16 protein-coding genes are annotated in these 23,426 nt (G+C 63.5%); 4 read left to right on the top strand and 12 right to left on the bottom strand.

Annotated elements, in window-relative coordinates:
- Nucleotides 1-3 precede the first annotated feature (3 nt).
- The 9 genes from gltB to AC1M7R_RS13345 all read right to left on the bottom strand — a co-directional run bounded on the left by gltB (nucleotide 4) and on the right by AC1M7R_RS13345 (nucleotide 13,067).
- Nucleotides 4-4,452, bottom strand: coding sequence for a glutamate synthase large subunit (gene gltB / locus AC1M7R_RS13385; protein WP_072397989.1), 4,449 nt, complete (start codon nucleotides 4,450-4,452; stop codon nucleotides 4-6).
- A gap of 350 nt (nucleotides 4,453-4,802) precedes the next feature.
- Nucleotides 4,803-6,392: an AAA family ATPase gene (locus AC1M7R_RS13380; RefSeq protein WP_072431660.1), complete on the bottom strand. Its 1,590-nt coding sequence runs from the start codon at nucleotides 6,390-6,392 to the stop codon at nucleotides 4,803-4,805.
- Nucleotides 6,393-6,402: 10 nt separating this feature from the next.
- Nucleotides 6,403-7,503 carry a 3-dehydroquinate synthase gene (gene aroB, locus AC1M7R_RS13375; RefSeq protein ID WP_072397987.1) on the bottom strand — a complete coding sequence of 367 codons (1,101 nt, stop codon included), beginning with the start codon at nucleotides 7,501-7,503 and terminating at the stop codon, nucleotides 6,403-6,405.
- Nucleotides 7,504-7,682: 179 nt separating this feature from the next.
- Nucleotides 7,683-8,201 (bottom strand): shikimate kinase AroK, encoded by a 519-nt coding sequence (gene aroK / locus AC1M7R_RS13370; protein WP_072397986.1) that lies wholly within the window; start codon nucleotides 8,199-8,201, stop codon nucleotides 7,683-7,685.
- Between the two features lie 4 nt (nucleotides 8,202-8,205).
- Nucleotides 8,206-10,278 (bottom strand): type IV pilus secretin PilQ, encoded by a 2,073-nt coding sequence (locus AC1M7R_RS13365; protein WP_092181614.1) that lies wholly within the window; start codon nucleotides 10,276-10,278, stop codon nucleotides 8,206-8,208.
- A complete protein-coding gene (locus AC1M7R_RS13360) occupies nucleotides 10,275-10,820 on the bottom strand; it encodes a pilus assembly protein PilP (protein ID WP_337349557.1) in 546 nt (181 codons plus the stop codon). The genes AC1M7R_RS13365 and AC1M7R_RS13360 overlap by 4 nt, the downstream gene beginning before the upstream one ends.
- Nucleotides 10,817-11,440: a type 4a pilus biogenesis protein PilO gene (gene pilO, locus AC1M7R_RS13355; protein WP_490610454.1), complete on the bottom strand. Its 624-nt coding sequence runs from the start codon at nucleotides 11,438-11,440 to the stop codon at nucleotides 10,817-10,819. Before pilO ends, AC1M7R_RS13360 begins: the two co-directional genes overlap by 4 nt.
- A complete protein-coding gene (locus tag AC1M7R_RS13350) occupies nucleotides 11,437-12,003 on the bottom strand; it encodes a PilN domain-containing protein (RefSeq protein WP_072397982.1) in 567 nt (188 codons plus the stop codon). Before AC1M7R_RS13350 ends, pilO begins: the two co-directional genes overlap by 4 nt.
- Nucleotides 12,003-13,067 carry a pilus assembly protein PilM gene (locus AC1M7R_RS13345; RefSeq protein ID WP_072397981.1) on the bottom strand — a complete coding sequence of 355 codons (1,065 nt, stop codon included), beginning with the start codon at nucleotides 13,065-13,067 and terminating at the stop codon, nucleotides 12,003-12,005. The genes AC1M7R_RS13350 and AC1M7R_RS13345 overlap by 1 nt, the downstream gene beginning before the upstream one ends.
- Before the next feature lie 206 nt (nucleotides 13,068-13,273).
- On the opposite strand from AC1M7R_RS13345, the gene AC1M7R_RS13340 reads away from it, so the two are divergent.
- Nucleotides 13,274-15,718 carry a penicillin-binding protein 1A gene (locus AC1M7R_RS13340; protein ID WP_168199566.1) on the top strand — a complete coding sequence of 815 codons (2,445 nt, stop codon included), beginning with the start codon at nucleotides 13,274-13,276 and terminating at the stop codon, nucleotides 15,716-15,718.
- A gap of 147 nt (nucleotides 15,719-15,865) precedes the next feature.
- On the opposite strand, the gene AC1M7R_RS13335 is transcribed toward AC1M7R_RS13340, so the two are convergent.
- The 3 genes from AC1M7R_RS13335 to rpmE form a co-directional block, all read right to left on the bottom strand.
- Nucleotides 15,866-17,134 carry a malic enzyme-like NAD(P)-binding protein gene (locus AC1M7R_RS13335; protein WP_072397979.1) on the bottom strand — a complete coding sequence of 423 codons (1,269 nt, stop codon included), beginning with the start codon at nucleotides 17,132-17,134 and terminating at the stop codon, nucleotides 15,866-15,868.
- Between the two features lie 181 nt (nucleotides 17,135-17,315).
- Nucleotides 17,316-18,101: a thermonuclease family protein gene (locus AC1M7R_RS13330; RefSeq protein ID WP_072459091.1), complete on the bottom strand. Its 786-nt coding sequence runs from the start codon at nucleotides 18,099-18,101 to the stop codon at nucleotides 17,316-17,318.
- A gap of 41 nt (nucleotides 18,102-18,142) precedes the next feature.
- A complete protein-coding gene (rpmE, locus tag AC1M7R_RS13325; RefSeq protein ID WP_072397977.1) occupies nucleotides 18,143-18,364 on the bottom strand; it encodes a 50S ribosomal protein L31 in 222 nt (73 codons plus the stop codon).
- 207 nt (nucleotides 18,365-18,571) lie between these two features.
- Between rpmE and AC1M7R_RS13320 the strand changes: the two genes are divergently transcribed.
- From AC1M7R_RS13320 to AC1M7R_RS13310, 3 genes are all read left to right on the top strand, one after another.
- Entirely contained in the window at nucleotides 18,572-20,791 is a 2,220-nt protein-coding gene (locus AC1M7R_RS13320; RefSeq protein ID WP_123596334.1) for a primosomal protein N', read from the top strand.
- Nucleotides 20,792-20,986: 195 nt separating this feature from the next.
- Nucleotides 20,987-22,723: an arginine--tRNA ligase gene (gene argS / locus AC1M7R_RS13315; protein ID WP_123596335.1), complete on the top strand. Its 1,737-nt coding sequence runs from the start codon at nucleotides 20,987-20,989 to the stop codon at nucleotides 22,721-22,723.
- 1 nt (nucleotide 22,724) lies between these two features.
- On the top strand, nucleotides 22,725-23,420 hold the full coding sequence (locus tag AC1M7R_RS13310; RefSeq protein ID WP_072397974.1) for an SPOR domain-containing protein: 696 nt from the start codon (nucleotides 22,725-22,727) through the stop codon (nucleotides 23,418-23,420).
- The last annotated feature ends 6 nt before the right edge of the window (nucleotides 23,421-23,426 follow it).

Below are 23,426 nucleotides of genomic sequence, written 5' to 3'. Positions count from 1 at the left end.
ATATCACTGCGGGTTGGCACGGGTGCTGGAAAGCAACGACTTCAGGTTGGCAGCCTTGGGCTTGACCAGCCAGAAACGGCGGACGTAGTCATCGAGGTTCTCGGCGAGCTCACGCCCCCACTCGCTGTGGGTTTCCTCGACATACTCGTCCAGCACGCGTTGCAGATGGCTGCGGTAGGCTTCCATCGCCTCGCCGCTGATCCGCTGGATTTCCACCAGTTCGTGGTTGACCCGGTCAACGAAGGTGTTGTCCTGGTCGAGCACGTAGGCGAAACCGCCGGTCATGCCAGAGCCAAAGTTGTAACCGGTCTTGCCCAGCACACAGACGAAACCACCGGTCATGTATTCGCAGCAGTGATCGCCGGTCCCCTCCACCACGGTGTGGGCCCCGGAGTTGCGCACGGCGAAACGCTCGCCCGCGGTACCGGCGGCGAACAGCTTGCCGCCAGTGGCGCCGTACAGGCAGGTGTTGCCGATGATGGCACTGTCCTGGGTGCGATAGGCGCTGCCCTTGGGCGGAACGATGACCAGCTTGCCGCCGGTCATACCCTTGCCGACGTAGTCGTTGGCATCGCCTTCCAGGTACATGTTCAGGCCGCCGGCGTTCCAGACGCCGAAGCTCTGGCCAGCGGTGCCCTTGAAGCGGAATGTGATCGGCGCCTGGGCCATGCCCTGGTTGCCATGGCGGCGGGCGATCTCGCCGGAGATCCGCGCACCGATGGAGCGATCGCAGTTGCAGATGTCCAGTTCGAACTCCGCGCCGCTCAGGTCGTTGATCGCCGAAGTGGCCATGTCGACCATCTTCTCGGCCAGCTCGCCCTTGTCGAACGGCGGGTTGCGGTCCACCTGGCAGAACTGCGGCTTGTCCGCCGGAATGTGGTCGCTGCCCAGCAACGGGGTCAGGTCCAGATGATGCTGCTTGGCGGTCTGGCCTTCGAGCACTTCCAGCAGGTCGGTACGGCCGATCAGCTCTTCGAGCGAGCGCACGCCCAGCTTGGCCAGCCACTCACGGGTTTCCTCGGCCACGTAGGTGAAGAAGTTCACCACCATGTCGACGGTGCCGATGTAGTGGTCCTTGCGCAGCTTCTCGTTCTGGGTCGCCACGCCGGTGGCGCAGTTGTTCAGGTGGCAGATGCGCAGGTACTTGCAGCCCAGCGCGATCATCGGCGCGGTACCGAAGCCGAAGCTCTCGGCACCGAGGATGGCGGCCTTGATCACGTCCAGGCCGGTTTTCAGGCCACCGTCGGTCTGCACCCGGACCTTGCCGCGCAAGTCGTTGCCGCGCAGGGTCTGGTGGGTTTCGGCCAGGCCCAGTTCCCACGGCGCACCGGCATACTTGATCGAAGTCAGCGGCGACGCACCGGTGCCGCCGTCATAGCCGGAGATGGTGATCAGATCGGCATAGGCCTTGGCCACACCGGCGGCAATGGTGCCGACGCCGGCCTCCGCCACCAGTTTCACCGAAACCAGCGCCTTGGGGTTCACCTGCTTGAGGTCGAAGATCAGTTGCGACAGGTCTTCGATCGAGTAGATGTCGTGATGCGGCGGCGGCGAGATGAGGGTCACGCCGGGCACGGCATAACGCAGCTTGGCGATCAGACCGTTGACCTTGCCGCCAGGCAGCTGGCCGCCTTCACCGGGCTTGGCGCCCTGGGCGACCTTGATCTGCAGTACCTCGGCATTGACCAGGTATTCCGGTGTGACACCGAAACGACCGGTGGCCACCTGCTTGATTTTCGAGCTCTTGATGGTGCCGTAGCGCGCGGGATCTTCGCCGCCCTCACCGGAGTTGGAACGCGCACCGAGGCGGTTCATGGCTTCGGCCAGTGCTTCGTGGGCTTCCGGGGACAGGGCGCCGAGGGAAATACCGGCGGAATCGAAGCGCTTGAGCACCGACTCCAGGGGTTCCACTTCGCTGAGGTCCAGCGGCGTGTCGAGGGTCTTGACCTTGAGCAGGTCACGGATCATCGACACCGGACGGTTGTCCACCAGCGACGTGTATTCCTTGAACTTGGCGTAGTCGCCCTGCTGCACGGCGGCCTGCAGGGTATTGACCACATCCGGGTTGTAGGCATGGTATTCGCCGCCGTGGACGAACTTCAGCAGGCCACCTTGCTGGATCGGCTTGCGCGGGCTCCAGGCTTCGGCGGCCAGGGCTTTCTGCTCGGCTTCGATGTCGACGAAACGCGCACCCTTGATGCGGCTCGGCACGCCACGGAAGCTCAACTCGCACACTTCTTCGGACAGGCCGATGGCCTCGAACAGTTGCGCACCGCGGTAGGACGCAATGGTGGAGATGCCCATCTTCGACAGGATCTTGAGCAGGCCCTTGGTGATGCCCTTGCGGTAGTTCTTGAATACCTCGTAGAGGTCGCCCAGCACTTCACCGGTACGAATCAGGTCGCCCAGCACTTCGTAGGCCAGGAACGGGTAGACCGCCGAGGCACCGAAACCGATGAGCACCGCGAAGTGATGCGGGTCGCGGGCGGTGGCGGTTTCCACGAGGATGTTGGAATCGCAGCGCAAGCCTTTTTCGGTCAGGCGATGGTGCACCGCACCCGTGGCCAGCGAAGCATGGATCGGCAGCTTGCCGGGCATGATGTGCCTGTCGCTGAGCACGATCTGGGTACGACCGGCGCGCACGGCTTCTTCAGCCTGGTCGGCGACATTGCGGATGGCCGCTTCCAGGCCGACGCTCTCGTCGTAGTTCAGGTCGATGACCTGGCGCTGGAAGCCCGGGCGATCGAGGTTGGTCAGCGAGCGCCACTTGGCCGGGGAAATGACCGGCGAGCTGAGGATCACCCGTGAGGCGTGCTCCGGGGACTCCTGGAAGATATTGCGCTCGGCGCCCAGGCAGATTTCCAGGGACATCACGATCGCTTCACGCAGCGGGTCGATCGGCGGGTTGGTGACCTGGGCGAACTGCTGGCGGAAATAGTCGTACGGCGTGCGCACGCGTTGCGACAGCACCGCCATCGGCGTGTCGTCGCCCATGGAACCGACCGCTTCGTAGCCCTGCTCGCCCAGTGGGCGCAGCACCTGGTCACGCTCCTCGAAGGTGACCTGGTACATCTTCATGTACTGCTTGAGCTGGTCGACATCGTAGAAAGCCGAGCCGTGGTCGTTGTCTTCCATGGTCGCCTGGATGCGCAGGGCATTCTTGCGCAGCCATTGCTTGTATGGATGACGGGACTTGAGACGGTTGTCGATGGCGTCGGTGTCGAGGATCTGGCCGGTCTCGACATCCACGGCGAAGATCTGGCCCGGGCCCACGCGGCCCTTGGCGATGACGTCCTCGGGCTGGTAGTTCCAGACGCCGATTTCCGATGCCAGGGTGATGAAACCGTTGGTGGTGGTGACCCAGCGCGCTGGACGCAGACCGTTACGATCCAGCAGGCAAACGGCGTAGCGACCGTCGGTCATGACGATCCCCGCCGGGCCGTCCCACGGCTCCATGTGCATGGAGTTGTATTCGTAGAAGGCACGCAGGTCCGGATCCATGGTCTCGACGTTCTGCCAGGCCGGCGGCACAAGCATGCGTACGCCACGGAACAGGTCGATACCACCGGTCACCATCAGCTCCAGCATGTTGTCCATGCTCGAGGAGTCCGACCCCACGCGGTTGACCAACGGGCCAAGCTCTTCGAGGTCCGGCATCAGGTCGTTGGCGAACTTGGTGCGACGGGCCAGGGCCCAGTTGCGGTTGCCGGTGATGGTGTTGATCTCGCCGTTATGGGCGAGGAAGCGGAATGGCTGGGCCAGCGGCCATTTCGGCAAGGTGTTGGTGGAGTAGCGCTGGTGAAACACGCAGATGGCGGTTTTCAGGCGCTCGTCGCTCAGGTCCGGATAAAACGCGGCGAGGTCCGCCGGCATCATCAGGCCTTTATAAATGATGGTCTTGTTGGAGAAGCTGCAGATGTAGTGGTCGGTGTCGGCAGCGTTGGCCACGGACGAACGACGACGGGAACTGAACAGCTTGATCGCCATTTCCTGGTCGCTCAGGCCTTCACCAGCGATGAACACCTGTTCGATCAGCGGGAGGCGCTCCAGGGCCAGGCGGCCGAGGACGCTGGTGTCGATCGGCACTTTGCGCCAGCCAACCAGTTGCAGGCCAGCGGCCAGGATCTCGCGGTTCATGTTCTCGCGAGCGGCCTGCGCCTTCACCGGGTCCTGATTGAAGAACACCATGCCCACCGCGTACTGCTTGGGCAGGGTCACGCCAAATGTTTCCTGGGCAACGGCGCGCAGGAACTCGTCAGGCTTCTGGATCAGCAAGCCGCAACCGTCACCGGTCTTGCCGTCGGCGTTGATCCCACCGCGGTGGGTCATGCAGGTCAGGGCCTCAATGGCGGTTTGCAAAAGGGTATGGCTAGGCTCGCCCTGCATATGGGCTATCAGGCCAAAACCGCAGTTATCCTTGAATTCATCTGGTTGGTACAGACCTGCTTTCATAGACACTTTCTCACCAGGCTGCCTCTTGCCGAGGCAAATTTCTTTTCAATTCAACCAGTTGCATTTCGCGCCGAACGTACGCCGGCTTTGCGGGGGCAAAAGGGAGGTCATTGTACATGCCGACACAGACGCTCACAAATTTGACGACGAACTGTCGCAAATCCATGTCGCATTTGTGAAAGGTTTAAAGCTATATGCTGTGCTAGTCAAAACTTTTTTGGGTTCGACCGCTACGACTCAAACGCTACTGTGACGCAGACACCGCAAGGCGCGCGGCCTGAAAGGTCGCCCGCCCCTGCGGAAATGTTGAGGTTGCCGGGAGAGGCGGCCTGGGTAAGGCCGCCGAATCTTCAGCGAGTTGCAGCCAGTTCCTGTTGGACGCTGGCGACAGTGCGAGGCCAAGGTTTACCAGCCTGAACCTTCGCTGGCAAGGCCTTGATGGCGGAAACGGCCGCATCGCGGCTGGCAAAGCTGCCGTAGGTGATGACATACAGCGGCTTGCCGTTGAGCACCTTCTTGAAATAACGATACTCGCCGCCCTGCTCCTTGACGAAGTTCTGGGCGGCCGCCTCGGAGCTGGTACCGAGGATCTGCACCACGTAGTTGCCTGGTGCCTGGCCGGCGTACCAGCTGCCACCCGTGGCCTTGGCCGTGGTAGTGGCAGGCTTGGCGGCCGGCGCAGGTGCCGGCTTGGCCACCGGTGCTGGCGTCGGCGCGGGCTTGGCGGTAGCGACCTGGGCTGGGGCAGGCGTCGGCTTGGCGGCTGGAGCCGGTGCCGGTGTCGGGGTTGGTGCCGGACCTGCCGGCACGCCGACGGGCGGTGCCGTGGTGGTCACGGTTGGCGGCGTATCGCTGCTGTCGTCGATCGGAGGCGCCGAGCCGTCATCACCCTCGGTGATACCGCCGGCCGCTTCGGCCAGGGGACCGCGCATGACCGGTTGCGACTGGCCGACCAACGGCAGCGGCATCGGCTGGGTATTGCCGGCGAACTCCACCGCTGGCGCGCCGCCGTTGGGTTGCGGCGTGCCCTGGCCAAGGGGCAGTTGCGCCTGTTCGTTTGCCGGTGTGCCCGTGGAGGGCGCCTTGTTGCGACCCGGCATCAGCCACGCGGCGGCAATGGCGACCACGACCACGGCGGAAATCGCCAATACGTGCTTCTTCGGCATGTTGAACCCCATACTTGGACGCTTCACCGCTGAGCGGCTGGCAATCATGATTTCGATCAAGGCATCGCGGGCGACCTGATTGATGTTGCCAGGCCAGCCGTCGGAGCTTTCGTGAATCTCAGAGATCTGATCGGCGGTGAAAAGTTCGATACCCCGGCCGGCTCCTTCAAGACGCTGGGCCAGGTATTCGCGGGTTTCTTCCTCGGTGTAGGGCGCCAGCTCGATGATGTGGAACCGCTCTTCCTCGAGCTGCAACTGCTCCAGACCGGCAATCAGCGACGACTCGCCGAAGAGGAACACATGAGGGCGACCTTCCGGCGCACCGGCAGCCAGTTCCAGCAGCACTTCGAGGGCCGATTCGTCGAGCTGCTCGGCGTCATCCACCAGCAGGTAGACCTCCTGACCGGTCAACGCCAGCTGAACGATCTGCTCGAGAATCGCGCCGATTTCAGCCTGGGCGACATTCAGCGCCTGGGCCACCTGGCGCAACACACCCGCTGCGTCGCCGGCACCACGGGCCGAGACCACCACGCTTTGCACCGACTGCTTGTTGGTGCTGGCCACCAGGGCCTGGCGCAGCAGAGTCTTGCCGCTGCCCTGGGGACCGGTGACCACCAGCAGCAACTGGCTGTAGCGCGCCAGGTGATGCAATTGCCCAAGCACCGGCTTGCGCTGGGCCGGGAAGAACTTGAAGCCGGGGACCCGAGGAGCGAAAGGGTCGTGACTCAACTGGAAATGGCCGAGGAAAGCCTCGTCGGCATGCAAACTAGTCATCGGAATCTTATTAACCTTTAAGCTGAGCCAGGGCGCGATAATCCGCTCCCAGCGTGGCCTGTAGAACCTCTTTCGGATAATCGTCGGTCACTACCGCTTCGCCCATGCGGCGCAGCAGCACCAGGCGCAGGCGACCGTCGATCACTTTCTTGTCGATAGCCATGTGTTCGAGGAAATCGGCCTCGGTCATTTCCTCCGGCGGCACCACCGGCAGCCCGGCCCGCTGGAACAGGCGAATGCCACGATCACGCTCCTCCTGGCTGATCCAGCCCAGGCGCGCGGACATTTCCAGGGCCATGACCGTGCCGGCCGCGACCGCCTCGCCATGCAGCCAGACACCATAGCCCATATGGGTCTCGATGGCGTGACCAAAAGTGTGGCCCAGATTGAGCGTGGCGCGCACACCCGACTCCCGCTCATCGGCGCCTACCACGGCGGCCTTGGCGGCGCAGGAGCGCTCGATGGCGTAGGTCAGGGCGCCCTGGTCCAGGGCCCGCAAGCGGTCGACATTCTCCTCGAGCCAGCCCAGGAACGGCTCGTCGCAGATCAACCCGTATTTGATGACCTCCGCCAGCCCGGCGGACAGCTCGCGAGCCGGCAGGGTCTTGAGGGTAGCGGTATCGATCAGCACCACGTTGGGCTGATAGAACGCACCGACCATGTTCTTGCCCAGGGGATGGTTGATCCCGGTCTTGCCACCCACCGACGAGTCGACCTGCGACAACAGCGTGGTGGGGATCTGGATGAAGTCGACGCCGCGCTGGTAACAAGCGGCGGCAAAACCGGCCATGTCGCCGATTACGCCACCGCCCAGGGCAACCACCGTGGTACGGCGGTCATGCCGTGCGGTCAGCAGGCCGTCGAAAATGAGTTGCAGGGTTTCCCAGTTCTTGAAGGCTTCGCCGTCGGGCAACACCACGGAAATGACCGAAAAAGCCGACAGGCTGCGGGTCAGACGCTCCAGATACAGAGGCGCGACGGTTTCATTGGAAATGATCGCCACTTGCCGCCCTGCGATGTGCGGCGCCAGCAGTTCGGGCTGGTCCAGCAAGCCTTCGCCAATATGAATCGGGTAGCTGCGCTCGCCCAGGTCGACCTTAAGTGTCTGCATGTTTCCCCACAGTGAAGATGGAATCAGGCGTCCTGCCTGCGATTAACAAAAGTGCCCAACGGGGTTAAATCCCCTCGCTACAGGTCCCGGTGCTGGCCATGACACGACGGGATGGTCATCCGCCGCGCCCCAGGCGGGCCATGACGGGACGTCGAGGATAGCGCATTTCGCCAGGCGCATTAACGGGGAGGCAATTGCTGCAGACGTTCGAGAATGTCCAGCACCACCATTCGTGGTGGCCGCTCGTCGGTTTCCACCACCAGATCGGCGATCTCGCGATACAGCGGATCGCGCAACTCCAGCAAGTCCCGCAGGGTCTTGGCCGGATCGGCAGTGCGCAACAATGGACGGTTGCGATCCCGGGCGGTACGACCGACCTGCTGCTCCACGGAAGCATGCAGATAGACCACTCGTCCGCCAGCATGCAGCGCCTGTCGATTGGCCTCGCGCATCACCGCGCCGCCACCGGTGGCCAGCACCACGCCGTCGAATGCGCAGAGCTCGGCGATCATCGCCTGCTCGCGATCACGAAAGCCGGGTTCGCCTTCCTTGTCGAAGATCCATGGGATATTGGCACCCGTGCGCAATTCAATTTCCTTGTCGGAATCTTTGAACGGCAGGCGCAGCTCTTTGGCCAGCAAACGGCCGATGGTGCTTTTTCCAGCCCCCATCGGCCCAACAAGAATCAAATTTCGCACAGAATCAACGACTCACAGCAATCGCCTGGTTGTTCATGATACGCGGAGTGAGGAATACCAGCAGCTCGGATTTTTTCTCCGAAACCACATCACGCCGGAAAAGGCGGCCAAGATACGGCACATCGCCAAGAAATGGCACCTTATCTACGACCTTGCTCTGAGTATTTGAGAAAACGCCGCCAATCACAATGGTCTCGCCATCGTTGACCAGCACCTTGGCATTGACCTCGTTTTTCTTGATGGGCGGTACTTCCTGCACCTTGTTCAGGTAATCCGGCTCGTCCTTGGTGACCTTGACCTCCATGATGATGCGATTATCCGGGGTGATCTGCGGCGTCACCTCCAGCGACAGCGAGGCCTCCTTGAAGGACACCGAGGTCGCCCCGCTGGAACTGGCTTCCTGGTAAGGGATTTCCGTGCCCTTGAGGATTTTCGCCGTCTCCTTGTCGGAGGTCACCACCTTGGGCTGGGAGACGATTTCCCCGTTTCCGGTCTTCTCCATGGCGGTCAGTTCCAGGTCCAGCAGGACATTGTCGGTGATGAACGCGATGCCGATTCCCGATGTGTTGCCCGACGCGCCCATGTCCACGAACGGCTGGTTGGTGCTGGTGCTGCCCGGTGTGCCGATGGTGGTGGAGTCCCCGGTGCTGACCCCGGAAGCGTTCCAGTTACCCTTGTTCTGTATCGAACCACCCCAGCGCACCCCCAGGCTCTTGTCGTAATCGACGTTGGCCTCGACGATACGTGCCTCGATCATCACCTGGCGCACCGGGATATCCAGCTGGGCGACGATCCGTCGCAGTTCATCGAGCCGGTCCTGGGTCTGGTAGGCGATGATGTTGTTGGTTCGCTCATCGACCGTGATGGTGCCGCGCTCATCGGCCTTGGCCTCGGCGCTGGTCACCGACTGGAACAGCTTGGCGATGTCCGCCGCCTTGGCGTAGTTGACCTGCAGCAGTTCACGCCGCAATGGCGCCAGGTCGGCGATCTGCTTCTGGGACTCCAGCTCCTGGCGCTCGCGCGCGGCGATTTCATCGGCCGGAGCCACCAGCAACACGTTACCGACCTTGCGCTTGTCCAGCCCCTTGGTCTTGAGCACCAGGTCCAGGGCCTGGTCCCACGGCACATTCTGCAAGCGCAGGGTAATTGCGCCCTGCACCGTGTCGCTGGCCACCAGGTTCAGGTTGGTGAAATCGGCGATCAACTGCAGGACCGAACGCACTTCGATGTCCTGGAAGTTGAGGGACAGCTTCTCGCCACTGTAGGCGGCCCGATCGCTATTGCGTTTCTGCAGGTCTTCGACGGTCATGGGCCGGACGCTGACGGTCAGCCGGTTATCGGTCTGGTAGGTGGAGTAATCGAAGGTACCACCGGGCTCGATACTGACGGTGGCCTGGTCCGAGCCGGCGCTGGCATTGACGAACTGCACCGGGGTGGCGAAGTCCTTGACGTCCAGGCGCACCCGCAGCGGTTCCGGCAGTTGGGTCCTGGCAAAGGTGAGGATGATCTTGCCTTCGCGCTCCTGGATGTCCGGAGCGATGGAAGGGTCCGACAGATCGATCACGACATTGCCCTCGCCTTGGGTTCCTCGCTGGAAATCCACGCCGCGAATGGCCCTGCCCGTCGGCGCCCTGGCCCTCGCCGGCGCAGGACTGGCGGCACCGAGGGGCGACGCCTGGGCCGTGGTCCTGGGGGTCGCGCCCTTGCCGATCACCACGAACAGGCTGTTGCCCTCGACCCGGGCGTCATACGGCGCCAGCTGGGTGAGGCCGATGATCAGCCGCGTACGATCCCCCGCCTCGACCACGGTGGCGCTGCGCGCGTTGCCGCCCCCCAGGTCATGGGTCTTGCGGGCCAGCTGGCTGGTGACCCCGGGCAAGTCCAGGGCAATCCGGGCCGGCTGCTCGGTGGTATAGCCGCGAGGCGTCGGTGGCGGCCCGTCGAAGGACAGCTTCAACTCGACTCGGTCTCCCGGCAACGCCGCGACATCCAGGGCCTTGAGGCTGGCCGCATGGGCCATCGGCGACATCAGCGCTATCCATAGCGAAATACCGAGGGCTGTCAAAATCCTGTTCATTGTTGGGATTCCACTAATGAGTGCTCTTTCAAAGGAATGGTCCGTGGTCGCTCCAGCCACGTCCCCTCGCCGTCAGGTACGATTTCCACCACATCGACCTGAGTGGCACTGATGGCGACGATCCGCCCGTCGTTGCGTCCAAGGTAGTCACCGACCTTGAGCCGATGCACCCCGCCCGCGCCACGCAGCAGCGCGAAGGAACCACTGGCATTGGCAATCGTGCCGACCATTTCGAACTGTTCGATATTGAAGCCTTCCAGGTATTGCTTGGTCCGGTTGGGGTCGGGCCGCACATTGCGCGAGCCCTGCTGCCGACTGGCCTGGTCCACCGGGACCTGCCGGGAAAACGGACTGCGCAGGTTGGCGGCGCTGTAGGTAAAGGTCTCATAGGGCCTGAATACCGGCATCGGCTCGATCTTGCCGGGCGGGCGCAAGCGGACCTCGTTCATATAGGCGTCCAGGTCGTCGAAGCCATCGCCGCCGTTGCAGCCCCCCAGCACGACCAGGCCCGCCAGCAGGCCGGCGCAGCGAAACGACCTCATGGCTGCTCCTCCTGCTCGTTGTAGCGATAGGTCTTGGCCTGGATGCTCATGCGCAGCTTCGATCCGCCGTTGGGCTCCAGGGGGGCAATCTCGAAATCGTGCAGCGTGACGATGCGGGGCAACCCGGCGACACCGCTGACGAAGGTCGCCAGGTCATGGTAGCCGCCGGTCACAGTGATCTGGATCGGCAGTTCGATGTAGAACGGCTGGGCGGCTTCGGGGAGCAGCTTGATCTCCTCGAACTCCAGGCCACTGCCCAGGCCGGTTCGGGTGATGTCCTCCAGCAGTCCGGGGACCTCGGTGTCGCTGGGCAATTGGCGCAACAACACGCCGAAGGACTCCTCCATCTGCTTCATCTGTTCGGTGTAGCGCTCCAGGTTCGCGGCCATGTGGGCCTTGCCCGCGAACTGCGCCTTGAGGGTACTTTCCTCCCCGCGCACCTGCTGCAGCTGATCCTCCAGGTCGCTGAGGGCAAAGTTGTAGCCCAGGCCCAGGACCAGGATCACCAGCAGGACACCGGCCAGCCATTTGACCGGCATGGGCCAGGAGCCCAGGTTATTGGTGTCCAGGTCGCTGATATCGATCTTGCGCAGCGCGTCGAACCACTCCGCCGGTCTCATTGGGCCTCCTCGATGTCAGCCGGACGGGTCTGGCGTACCGTCAACTGGAACACATTGGCCTGGTCGAGCTGGCCGGCCGTGGTGGCCTTGACCTCCGTCAGGCTGGGAGCATCGAACAGGTCCGATGAGTCCAGGTTGCGCATCAGGTCCGAGACCCGGTTGTTCGACTCGGCGGCCCCCTTGATGGACAGCGTGTGGTCTTCCATCGTCACTTCGGTGAAATACACCCCGTCGGGCAAGGTGCGCACCAACTGGTCGAAGATGCGCCCGCTGACCGGCCGGTTGCCCTGCAAGTCCTGGATGATGCGCATGCGCTCCAGCAACTGCTGGCGACGGGCTTTCAGCTCGCTGATCTGCTTGATGCGCTCATCCAGTTCCGCGATCTGCTGCGAGAGGTGATTGTTACGGGCCAGCTGGTAATCGATGGCGCTGTTGAGGTACTGGACCGCAATCAGTATCACGCCTACCGCGCCGACGAGCGCTCCAGTCAAGGCCAGCAGAAAGCGTTTGCGGCGCTCTTCGCGAAGCTCTTCGCGCCAGGGAAGCAGGTTGATCCGCGCCATCAGTCGAAGCTCCTGAGGGCCAGCCCGCAGGCAATCATCAGTGCCGGCGCATCACTGGCCAGGGCACCGGCATTGACCCGGCTGCCCAGGGCCATGTTGGTAAACGGGTTGGCCACCTGGGTCGGCGTGCCCAGGCGCTGTTCGATCAGCCGGTCCAGCCCCGTGACCGACGCCGTGCCACCGGCCAGCAGGATGTGGTCCACCGCGCTGTACTGGCCCGACGCGAAGAAAAACTGCAGGGAGCGCGACACCTGCTGCACCAACGCTTCGCGAAAGGGCTGCAACACTTCGCCGGAATAGTCGTCCGGCAGGCCACCCTGCTTCTTTGCCAGCCCGGCCTGCTCGAACGTCAGGCCGTAGCGACGCTGGATCTCCTCGGTCAGCTGGCGACCGCCGAACAATTGCTCACGGGTATAGATGATGCGGCCGTTGTGCAGCACGCTCAGGGTGGTCATGGTGGCGCCGATGTCGATCACCGCTACCGTGAGCCGTTCCTGGGACGCGGCCAGTTGCGTGGCCAGCAGGCCGAAGGCGCGCTCCAGGGCGTAGGCCTCGACATCCACTACCCGCGCCGTCAGCCCGGCCAGCGCCAGGGCGGCCTCGCGGACCTCGACGTTCTCCTTGCGACAGGCGGCCAGCAGCACTTCGACCCGCTCGGCGCTGCGCGGCGAGACGCCCAGGACTTCGAAATCGATGGCCACCTCATCCAAGGGATAGGGAATGTACTGGTCCGCCTCGATCTTGAGCTGGTTCTCCATGTCGTCGTCGGACAGCCCGGCGTCCATCTCGATGGTCTTGGTGATCACGGCGGACCCCGCCACGGCCACGGCGACATTGCGCAAGGGTGTCCTGGCCTTGGCCACTACCCGCGACAGCGCCTGGCCCACCCCTTCGAGCTCGGCGATGTTCTTCTCGACCACGGCGTTGGCCGGAAGCGGTTCGACCGCGTAGGACTCGACACGGTACCGGTCGCCCTGGCGACTCAACTCGAGCAGCTTCACCGACGTGGAGCTGATATCTATCCCCAGAAGCGCATGGGCTTTTTTATTGAAGAGTCGTAGCACTACCAATTCCCTATGACTATCCGTGAGTTACGGACTCTCTAATACGCATTGCGTTCAATCACGCCGGTCCGACGGATGTCCGGATGGCGTTTGCACCGCGAAAAAATGCTTATAATGCGCAGCGTTTTTTTCGCTTTGTTGCTCGCATGGGTCCTTCCCTGCACCTGACGCCTTTTCATTCTTTGCCTGGATATCCAAAAGCCTTGATTCGTCTGCTGAAATTTTTCGGATGGTCCATCGTCGCCGTTTTCTGCGGACTGCTCCTGGGTCTGAGCGGTGCGTTTCTTTACCTTAGTCCGGGATTGCCATCCGTGGAGGCGCTGAGAAGCATTCAGTTGCAGATTCCCCTGCGGGTCTACAGCAGCGACAACAAGCTGATCGCCGAATTTGGCGAAATGCGCCGCACGCCGATCCGTTTCGCCGACATTCCCCCCAATTTCATCAATGCGTTACTGAGTGCTGAAGACGACAACTTCGCCAACCACTACGGCGTCGATCCCGGCAGCCTGATGCGGGCCGCGAGCCAGTTGATCAAGAGCGGGCATATCCAGTCCGGCGGCAGCACCATCACCATGCAGGTGGCCAAGAACTTCTTCCTGACCAGCGAGCGCAGCTTCTCGCGCAAGACCACCGAGATTCTCCTGGCCCTGCAGATCGAGCGGCAGCTGACCAAGGACGAGATCCTCGAGCTGTACGTGAACAAGATCTACCTGGGCAACCGCGCCTATGGCATCGAGGCGGCGGCCCAGGTGTACTACGGCAAGTCGATCCGCGAGGTCAGCCTGGCACAGATGGCGATGATCGCCGGCCTGCCCAAGGCCCCGTCGCGCTTCAACCCCCTCGCCAACCCGGCGCGCAGCAAGGAGCGCCGCGACTGGATCCTGGGACGCATGTACAAGTTGGGCAAGATCAGCGAAGCCGAGTACACCGCCGCGATCAACGAGCCCTTGAACGCCAGCTATCACGTGCCGACCCCGGAAGTGAACGCCCCGTATATCGCCGAGATGGCCCGGGCCGAAATGGTCGGCCGCTACGGCAGCGATGCCTACACCGAAGGTTTCCGCGTGACCACCACGGTACCGAGCAACCTGCAGGAAATGGCCAACACCGCGCTGCACGAAGGCCTGATGACCTATGACCAGCGCCACGGCTACCGCGGGCCTGAATCGCGCCTGCCAGGCAAGACCAAGGAAGCCTGGGCCCTGGAACTGACCAAGCAGCGCACCATCAGCAGCCTGGAGCCGGCCATCGTCACCCAGGTGGACAAGGACGGCATCAAGGTCCTGACGCGTAACGGCGAGCTGGAAGAACATGTGAGCTGGGACACCATGAAATGGGCGCGTCCTTTCCTCAATACCAACAGCATGGGCGCAGCCCCCCGGCAGCCGTCGGACGTCGCCCAGGTCGGCGACCTGATCCGGGTGCAGCGTCAACCGGACAATTCCTTGAAGTTCAGCCAGATTCCGGCGGCCCAGGGTGCCCTGGTGTCCCTCGACCCGCAGGACGGCGCCATTCGCTCGCTAGTGGGTGGCTTCGCCTTCGAGCAAAGCAATTACAACCGGGCGTTGCAGGCCAAACGCCAGCCCGGCTCGAGCTTCAAGCCGTTCGTCTACAGCGCCGCCCTGGACAATGGCTACACCGCCGCCAGCCTGGTGAACGATGCGCCCATCGTGTTCGTCGACGAGTACCTGGACAAGGTCTGGCGGCCGAAGAATGACACCAACACCTTCCTCGGCCCGATCCGTCTGCGCGAAGCGCTGTACAAGTCCCGCAACCTGGTGTCGATCCGCCTGCTTCAGGCCCTGGGCGTCGACCGCACCATCGACTACATCAGCAAGTTCGGCTTCAACAAGCAGGACCTGCCTCGCAACCTCTCCCTGGCCCTGGGCACCGCGACCCTGACGCCAATGGAAATCGCCACGGGCTGGAGCACGTTCGCCAACGGCGGCTACAAGATCACCCCGTACATCATCGACAGGATCGAAAGCCGCAACGGCGAGACGCTGTTCGTCGCCAATCCGCCACGGGTGCCGACGGGCGAGCAGGCCAGCGATGGCGTCGCGGCACCCGCCGCCGAAACGTTCACGGTGAACGCGCCCCCAGGCGAAGCCACGACTGCCCCGGCGGTACCGCAGGCCCCGGTCATTGCCGAGCGCATCATCGACGGCCGGACCACCTACATCCTCAATAGCATGCTGCAGGACGTGATCAAGCTCGGCACCGGCCGGCGCGCCCTGGCGCTGGGTCGAACCGACCTGGCGGGCAAGACCGGCACCACCAACGAATCCAAGGACGCCTGGTTCTCGGGCTACAACGGCGATTACGTCACCACCGTCTGGACCGGCTTCGACCAGCCTGAGAGCCTCGGCCGCCGCGAGTTCGGCGGCACCGTGGCGCTGCCCATCTGGATGACCTACATGGGCGCCGCCCTCAAGGACAAACCGCCTCACACCCAGCCGGAACCGGAAGGCATCCTGAGCCTGCGGGTCGATCCGGTCAGCGGCCGCGCCGCGACGCCAGGTACCCCAGGGGCGTATTTCGAGCTGTTCAAGAGTGAAGACACCCCGCCGTCGGTCAACGAGCTGGGCAACGGTGTAGCGCCAGGCAGCCCGCTGCCGGCGGACGAAGCGGCACCGATCGATTTGTTCTAGGGAAGCAGCGGCGAGCTTCAAGCCGCAAGCTTCAAGTAAAGCCAAAGCAAGCGCGGTAGGCTTCGCTTCTAATGCAGCTTGAAGCTTGCCGCTCGAAGCCCATAAAAAAACCTGGCCGAGGCCAGGTTTTTTTATGGGCGGCTGCTTTTAACCGTTGAACACGTCATCCACGCTCTTGAGCGGGTAGTTCTTCGGGTACGGCAGGGTGGCCACGCCGGTCTCGATCGCGGCCTTGGCCACGGCGTCGGAGATCAGGGTGATCAGGCGAGCGTCCATAGGTTTCGGAATGATGTACTCACGACCGAATTCCAGCTTGATGCCGCCGTAGGCGTCGCACACTTCCTGAGGCACCGGCAGCTTGGCCAGTTCGCGCAGGGCGTTGGCGGCCGCGACTTTCATTTCTTCGTTGATGCGCTTGGCGCGTACGTCCAGGGCGCCGCGGAAGATGAACGGGAAGCCCAGTACGTTGTTGACCTGGTTCGGGTAATCCGAACGGCCCGTGGCCATGATCACGTCGCTACGGGTGGCGTGAGCCAGTTCCGGGGAGATTTCCGGGTCCGGGTTCGAGCAGGCGAACACGATCGGGTTCGGCGCCATGCGCAGCAGGTTTTCCGGGCTCAACAGGTTCGGACCCGAGAGGCCGACGAAAACGTCGGCGCCGTCCAGCGCTTCAGCCAGGGTGCGCTTGTCGGTGGCGTGGGCGAAGACCGCCTTGTACTGGTTCAGGTCGGTACGGCCGGAGTGGATCACGCCGGTACGGTCGACCATGAAGATGTTCTCGATCCGGGCGCCCATGCTCACCAGCAACTTCATGCAGGAGATGGCCGCGGCACCGGCGCCCAGGCAGACGATCTTGGCTTCCGGCAGGGTCTTGCCGGCGATTTCCAGGGCGTTGATCATACCGGCCGCAGTCACGATGGCGGTACCGTGCTGGTCATCGTGGAACACCGGGATATCGCACTGTTCGATCAGGGCGCGCTCGATCTCGAAGCACTCGGGTGCCTTGATGTCTTCCAGGTTGATGCCACCGAAGGTGATGGAGATACGCTTGACGGTGTCGATGAAGGCCTGCGGGCTTTCGGAATCGACTTCGATGTCGAACACGTCGATACCGGCGAAGCGCTTGAACAGGACACCCTTGCCTTCCATGACCGGCTTGGAAGCCAGTGGGCCCAGGTCACCCAGGCCGAGAATCGCGGTGCCATCGGAAATGACTGCAACCAGGTTGCCCTTGCCGGTGTACTTGTAGGCCAGCTCAGGGTCGCGAGCGATTTCGCGTACTGGTTCGGCTACGCCGGGGCTGTAGGCCAGCGACAGATCGCGGGCAGTAGCGGTGGCCTTGGTGAGCTCGACACTCAGCTTTCCTGGACGAGGATTAGCGTGATATTCGAGAGCGGCAGTTTTCAGATCAGACATGTGGGCATTCCGCTTTTTACTGTGTTGGACAGACGGACCGCCGAGGATACGCCCCTCGCAAAGTCCCTACAAGACTGACCAGTCACCGCTGTCAAGCGCCCTGCCCTACGACTTTGGGCCTAGAGCCGCGAAACACAAGGGATTGATGCATACAATCCACATTAAAAATGTCTACAATTTTTTATCGAGGCAGTGCGGTCAACATGGCCGGATCGGTCAATGGCAGCAACCAGCGCTCCCGCCCCGGTTCCAGGGCTGCGCGCCGCGATCGATCCACCACCCAGCCACGCGCCTCGACCTGCCGGCCCTGGAGGCGCTCAAGCGAAGCCATATCGAAACGGTTCGCCACATCGGGAGCGACACGCAATACAACCGCCCCCTCCATTTGCAGCCAGATTCCGCCACGATTGCGCCTGATCGTGTTCACGCGACCGCTGAGCACGGCGAAGCCGGGAGCCTGGATCTGTTGCGTCTTGAGCACGGGTGACTGTTTCCATAGCCCAAGACGCGCCTCGCGAGCCTGGCGTTCGGCGGCACCCTGGCAGTCCGCCAAGCCGGTATTCGGTGCCACCGCCACATGAAACCCCAACCCCTCGGCGAGCAGTTGCGCTTCGAGGTTACGGCCGTCAGCGTCATAGACATGAGCCAGGGTTCGCCCATAGCGATCGCGACCCTGCTGGCCAGGAAGCAACCCCACCTGCCCGTCGCTGGCCGCCACCAGCGCTTCGAGACGCCGACGGGCCGCAACGGCAAAAGGCTCGTCGGATCGTCCCTGCCGCCCCAGTTCCGGGCTGTTGAGACCGATCATGCGCACGCTTCGGCCATCCGCCAGGCGCAGGGTGTCGCCATCCACCACCCGCTGCACCTTCACCCGGGCCAGCCCTGCCGGGGCCGGACAGAAGGCCTCGGCCCCGCCCAGCCAAATCGCGGACACAAAAAAGGCGCCCACAAGGGACGCCTTTTTCATCAATCTGGAGCCGCCGGAACGAGCCTCCAAAATGATCAGCCTCAGGCCTTTTTGGTAGCGCCGAAAGCACCGAAACGATCGGCGAACTTCTGAACGCGACCACCGGTATCCAGAGTCTTTTGCTTACCGGTGTAGAACGGGTGGCATTCGTTGCAAACGTCGATCGCCAGGGCTTTGCCGTAGGTCGAACGGGTTTCGAACTTGTTGCCGCAGCTGCAGGTTACGGCAACCACTGGGTATTCTGGATGGATATCGGTCTTCATGGTGTTTCCCTCAGGCTAGCGTGCCGCCACCCAACACTATTGTTGAATACCGCACGTAATTAGGGCGCGGATTCTACCAGACATCGACAATGACGCAAGCTGTCGCTTGTACCAACCGTCTGCTAGGCTCGCGTCCTCATGCACACCCTCGCTCCTACAAGGGTTGTGCCAAGCTTTCCGCCATTTTTCTGTTTATCGAGACCTCGCGTGTCCGACGCCATCCTGCGCCTCGCCCTGCCTTCGCCCCTGCGCCGACTGTTCGACTACCGCGCTCCGGCCGGGGTCCCGCATGACCGGTTGCAACCCGGCATGCGCTTGCGGGTACCGTTCGGCCGGCGGGAGATGATCGGCATCCTGGTGGAAGTCACCGATCACAGCGAGGTCCCGGCCGACAAGCTCAAGCCGGCCCTGGCGCTGCTCGATGCCACGCCACCGCTGCCGGCGTCGCTGTTCAAGTTGTGCCTTTGGACCGCCCAGTATTATCAGCACAGCCTCGGCGACACCTTGAGCTGGGCACTGCCGGTGCTGCTGCGCCAGGGTGAGCCGGCCGAGGCGCGCCAGGAACGGTTCTGGTCTGTGGCGCCGGGCGCCTCCACGGACGATCCGCGCATCGCCCGTGCCCCGCGTCAACGCGAAGCGCTGGCGACCCTGGCCCAGCATCCCCATGGGGTGGCCCATCAGTTGCTGAGCAAGCTGATGCTCAGCAAGGACAGCCTCGATTTGCTGCTGGCCAAGGGCCTGGTCCAGGTGGAGGTGCGCAGGCACATCCCGGGCGCCCGCCACGAGCATTGGCTGGCCCAGCCGGAACTGCCGCTCAATGCCGAACAACGGGCCGCCTGCGAGGCGATTCGCGCGGGCTTCGACAGCTACCACGCGTTCCTGCTCGCGGGCGTCACGGGCAGCGGCAAGACCGAAGTCTACCTGCAGTTGATCCGCCAGACCCTGGAGGCGGGCAAGCAAGCCTTGGTGCTGATCCCGGAAATCAACCTCGGCCCGCAGACCCTGGCGCGCTTCGAGCAACGCTTCAACGCCCGGATCGCCCTGGTGCACTCGGCGGTCAACGACCGCGAGCGCCTGGAGGCCTGGCTAGCTGCCCGCGACGGCGAGGCCGACATCATCATCGGCACCCGCTCGGCCCTGTTCACGCCGATGAAGAATCCCGGCCTGATCATCATCGACGAAGAACACGACGGCTCCTATAAACAGCAGGAAGGCCTGCGCTATCACGCCCGCGACCTGGCGCTGGTACGCGCCCGCCAGGAAAACATCCCCATCGTCCTTGGCTCGGCGACGCCCTCCCTGGAGAGCCTGCACAATGCCTACACCGGTCGTTATGGCCTGCTGCGCCTGAACGAACGGGCCGGCGGTGCCAAGCAGCCACGCTTCCTGCGCCTGGACGTGAAAAGCCGTCCGCTGGACAGCGGCATCAGCGGCCCGATGCAACAAGCCATCGGCCAGACCCTGGCCGCCGGGCAACAGGTGCTGGTGTTCCTCAATCGCCGGGGATTCGCTCCGACCCTGCTGTGCCACGACTGCGGCTGGATGTCCGGGTGCGAACGCTGCGACGCGCGGATGACCGTGCACCAGCGCCATGGGGAGTTGCGTTGTCACCACTGCGGCCATAGCGAGCGCGTGCCGAGGCATTGCCCGCAGTGCGGCAAGGTGGACCTGCGCCCGGTGGGTGCTGGCACCGAACGCGCCGAGGAGCGGCTGGGCATCCTGTTTCCCGACTATCCGGTGCTGCGGGTGGACCGCGACAGCACCTCGCGCAAGGACGCGATGAACCACCTGTTCGCCACGATCCAGAAGGGCCAGCCGTGCATCCTGGTGGGCACCCAGATGCTTGCCAAGGGGCATCATTTCCCGCGGGTCACCCTGGTGGCGATCCTGGATGCCGACGGCGGGCTGTTTTCCGGCGACTTCCGCGCCAGCGAGCGCATGGCGCAGCTGATCGTCCAGGTTGCGGGCCGGGCCGGACGAGCCGAGGAGCCGGGCAAGGTGATTATCCAGACTCACCTGGCGGACCATCCGCTGCTGATACAACTGACCGAGCAAGGCTACTTCGCCTTCGCCGAGCAGGCATTGAGCGAACGGCGCGGCGCCGGCCTGCCGCCGTTCGCCCACCTGGCGCTGTTGCGGGCCGAAGCCCACAAGCCCGGGCAGGCCGAAGGCTTCCTCGACGAGGCCTGTGGCGAGGCAGAGCGCTTGCTGGCCCAGCTGAACCTCACCGGGATCGAACTATTGGGCCCGGTACCGGCTCCGATGGAGCGCCGGGCCGGGCGCTACCGGGCCCAGCTTTTATTACAGGCCAGCGCCCGGGCACCGCTGCACCGCCTGTTGAGCGCCTGGCTGTTGGTGCTGGAGCAGATGCCCAGCGGGCGGGCGGTACGCTGGTCGCTGGACGTGGACCCGGTGGACTTGTATTGAATGGACCGCAAGCCTGCCCCCCGGTGGGAGCAAGCTCACACAGGGGATCGCGTGCATCCAGGCCAGCAAGAATAGTCACCACACAACCCCAACCGACCCGCTACAGTTGGCAAGCTCGTCCGGGCCACGGATAATGCCCAGTTTTTCCACCAGCGCATCGAAGCGCCGCCGCGCCTGCGGTTGAAAGAGAAGACCATGAAAGACACCATTCGCCAGCTCATCCAGCAAGCCATCGCCAAACTCGTCACTGAAGGTGTGCTGCCAGAAGGCCTGTCGCCGGCGATTCAGGTCGAAAACACCCGCGACAAGACCCACGGCGACTTTGCCAGCAACATCGCCATGATGCTGGCCAAGCCGGCCGGCATGAAGCCGCGGGACCTGGCCGAGAAAATCATCGCCGCGCTGCCGGCCGACGAGAACGTTTCCAAGGCGGAGATCGCCGGTCCCGGGTTCATCAATTTCTTCCAGAACACCCAGGCCCTGGCTTCGCGCCTGGACGCGGCCCTGGCCGACGAACGCATCGGGGTTCGCAAGGCCGGCCCGCTGCAGCGCACCGTGGTGGACCTGTCGGCCCCCAACCTCGCCAAGGAAATGCACGTCGGCCACCTGCGTTCCACCATCATCGGCGACGGCGTGGCCCGGGTACTGGAATTCCTCGGCGACACCGTGATTCGCCAGAACCATGTCGGCGACTGGGGCACCCAGTTCGGCATGCTGATGGCCTACCTGCAGGAAAACCCCATCACCAGCGATGAACTGTCGGACCTGGAGAACTTCTACCGCGCCGCCAAGCAACGCTTCGACGAATCCCCCGAGTTCGCCGACCGCGCCCGCGGCCTGGTGGTCAAGTTGCAGGCCGGCGACGCCGAGTGCCTGGCGCTGTGGACCCGGTTCAAGGACATCTCCCTGTCCCACTGCCAGAAAATCTACGAGCTGCTGAACGTCAAGCTGACCATGGCCGACGTCATGGGCGAAAGCGCCTACAACGACGACCTGATCAACGTGGTCAATGACCTCAAGGCCAAGGGCATGCTGGTGGAAAGCAACGGCGCCCAGTGCGTGTTCCTCGACCAGTTCAAGACTGCCGACGGCGAACCGCTGCCGGTGATCATCGTCAAGGCCGACGGCGGCTACCTGTACGCCACCACCGACCTGGCCGCCGTACGCTACCGCAACAGCGTGCTCAAGGCCGATCGGGTGTTGTACTTCGTCGACCAGCGCCAGGCCCTGCACTTCCAGCAAGTGTTCGAAGTGGCACGCCAGGCCGGTTTCGTGGCCCGGCCGATGGAAATGGAGCACATGGGCTTCGGCACCATGAACGGCGCCGATGGCCGCCCTTTCAAGACTCGCGACGGCGGCACGGTGAAGCTGATCGACCTGCTGACCGAAGCCCAGGAACGCGCCTATACCCTGGTCAAGGGCAAGAACCCGGACCTGGCCGAGGATGAGCTGCGCAAGATCGCCAAGGTGGTGGGCATCGACGCGGTGAAATACGCCGACCTGTCCAAGCACCGCACCAGCGACTACAGCTTCAACTTCGACCTGATGCTCAACTTCGAAGGCAACACCGCGCCATACCTGCTGTACGCCTACACCCGTGTGGCGGGCGTGTTCCGTAAACTCGGCAAAGGCCTCGATGAAGTGGACGGGCGGATCGTGCTCCAGGCCCCACAGGAGCAGGAGCTGGCGGCGAAGCTGGCGCAGTTCGGCGAAGTGCTCAACAACGTCGCCGACAAGGGCACGCCACACACCCTGTGCGCTTATCTGTACGATGTGGCCGGCCTGTTCTCCAGCTTCTACGAGAACTGCCCGATCCTCAACGCCGACACCCCCGAGCAAATGCAAAGCCGCCTGCGTCTTGCCGCGCTGACCGCGCGCACGCTCAAGCAGGGCCTGGAACTGCTGGGCCTGGAAACCCTGGAGCGCATGTAAGTTGGCCGCCAAGAAAAAACCTGCACCCAAGCGCGGCGCCAGTCGTTACCAGCCCCCGGCCAAGAAGCCGATTCCGGGCTGGTTGTGGATGGCCATCGGCCTGACCGTTGGCGCTTTCATAGTGTTCCTGATGAAGCTGGAGCCGGGCCAGGGCGATGACGTCAAGCGCGTCCGCCAGGAGCAACAGAAAGCCACGCGCATCGCCGAGGCCAACAAGACCCCGCCGAGCCCGACGCAACCGGTGAAGCCCAAGTACGACTTCTACACCCTGCTGCCGGAATCGGAAGTCATCGTGCCGCCCGAGGCGGTGCCGGAGAAAACCCTGCCGACTCCGCAAGTACCCGCCACGCCGGTGACACCGGCCGAAGCGGCGAAGATCGACACCGCCCGTGCCCAGGCGGCCCTGGCCGGCATTACGCCGCCACCGGCCCCTCCCGTGCAGAAAGCGGCCCCGGTGACGAAGTTTTTTCTGCAGGCTGGCTCCTTCCGCAAGGAAGCCGATGCCGACAAGGTGCGGGCACAGATCATCCTGCTGGGCCAGTCCGTGTCGGTGGAGTCCGGCACGGTGAAGGACGAGACCTGGTACCGGGTGCTGGTCGGCCCGTTCAGCAATCGCGAAGAGCTGACCAAGGCGCAGAAACAGCTGGCTGGCAGTGGTTTCAGCAACCTGTTGTTACAACAACGCCAGAGCCGCTGATCGCAC

It is taken from the genome of Pseudomonas sp. MS01C9, assembly GCF_058202755.1.
Note: the sequence above shows the minus strand (reverse complement) of the source record. Positions and strands in the feature narration are given on the sequence as shown.

What these genes read in the sequence shown, in the direction of transcription:
- gltB (WP_072397989.1), bottom strand. Translation starts at nt 4,452, where the DNA reads ATGAAAGCAGGTCTGTACCAACCAGATGAATTCAAGGATAACTGCGGT.
- AC1M7R_RS13380 (WP_072431660.1), bottom strand. Translation starts at nt 6,392, where the DNA reads ATGACTAGTTTGCATGCCGACGAGGCTTTCCTCGGCCATTTCCAGTTG.
- aroB (WP_072397987.1), bottom strand. Translation starts at nt 7,503, where the DNA reads ATGCAGACACTTAAGGTCGACCTGGGCGAGCGCAGCTACCCGATTCAT.
- AC1M7R_RS13365 (WP_092181614.1), bottom strand. Translation starts at nt 10,278, where the DNA reads ATGAACAGGATTTTGACAGCCCTCGGTATTTCGCTATGGATAGCGCTG.
- AC1M7R_RS13360 (WP_337349557.1), bottom strand. Translation starts at nt 10,820, where the DNA reads ATGAGGTCGTTTCGCTGCGCCGGCCTGCTGGCGGGCCTGGTCGTGCTG.
- pilO (WP_490610454.1), bottom strand. Translation starts at nt 11,440, where the DNA reads ATGAGACCGGCGGAGTGGTTCGACGCGCTGCGCAAGATCGATATCAGC.
- AC1M7R_RS13350 (WP_072397982.1), bottom strand. Translation starts at nt 12,003, where the DNA reads ATGGCGCGGATCAACCTGCTTCCCTGGCGCGAAGAGCTTCGCGAAGAG.
- AC1M7R_RS13335 (WP_072397979.1), bottom strand. Translation starts at nt 17,134, where the DNA reads ATGTCTGATCTGAAAACTGCCGCTCTCGAATATCACGCTAATCCTCGT.
- AC1M7R_RS13330 (WP_072459091.1), bottom strand. Translation starts at nt 18,101, where the DNA reads ATGAAAAAGGCGTCCCTTGTGGGCGCCTTTTTTGTGTCCGCGATTTGG.
- rpmE (WP_072397977.1), bottom strand. Translation starts at nt 18,364, where the DNA reads ATGAAGACCGATATCCATCCAGAATACCCAGTGGTTGCCGTAACCTGC.
- argS (WP_123596335.1), top strand. Translation starts at nt 20,987, where the DNA reads ATGAAAGACACCATTCGCCAGCTCATCCAGCAAGCCATCGCCAAACTC.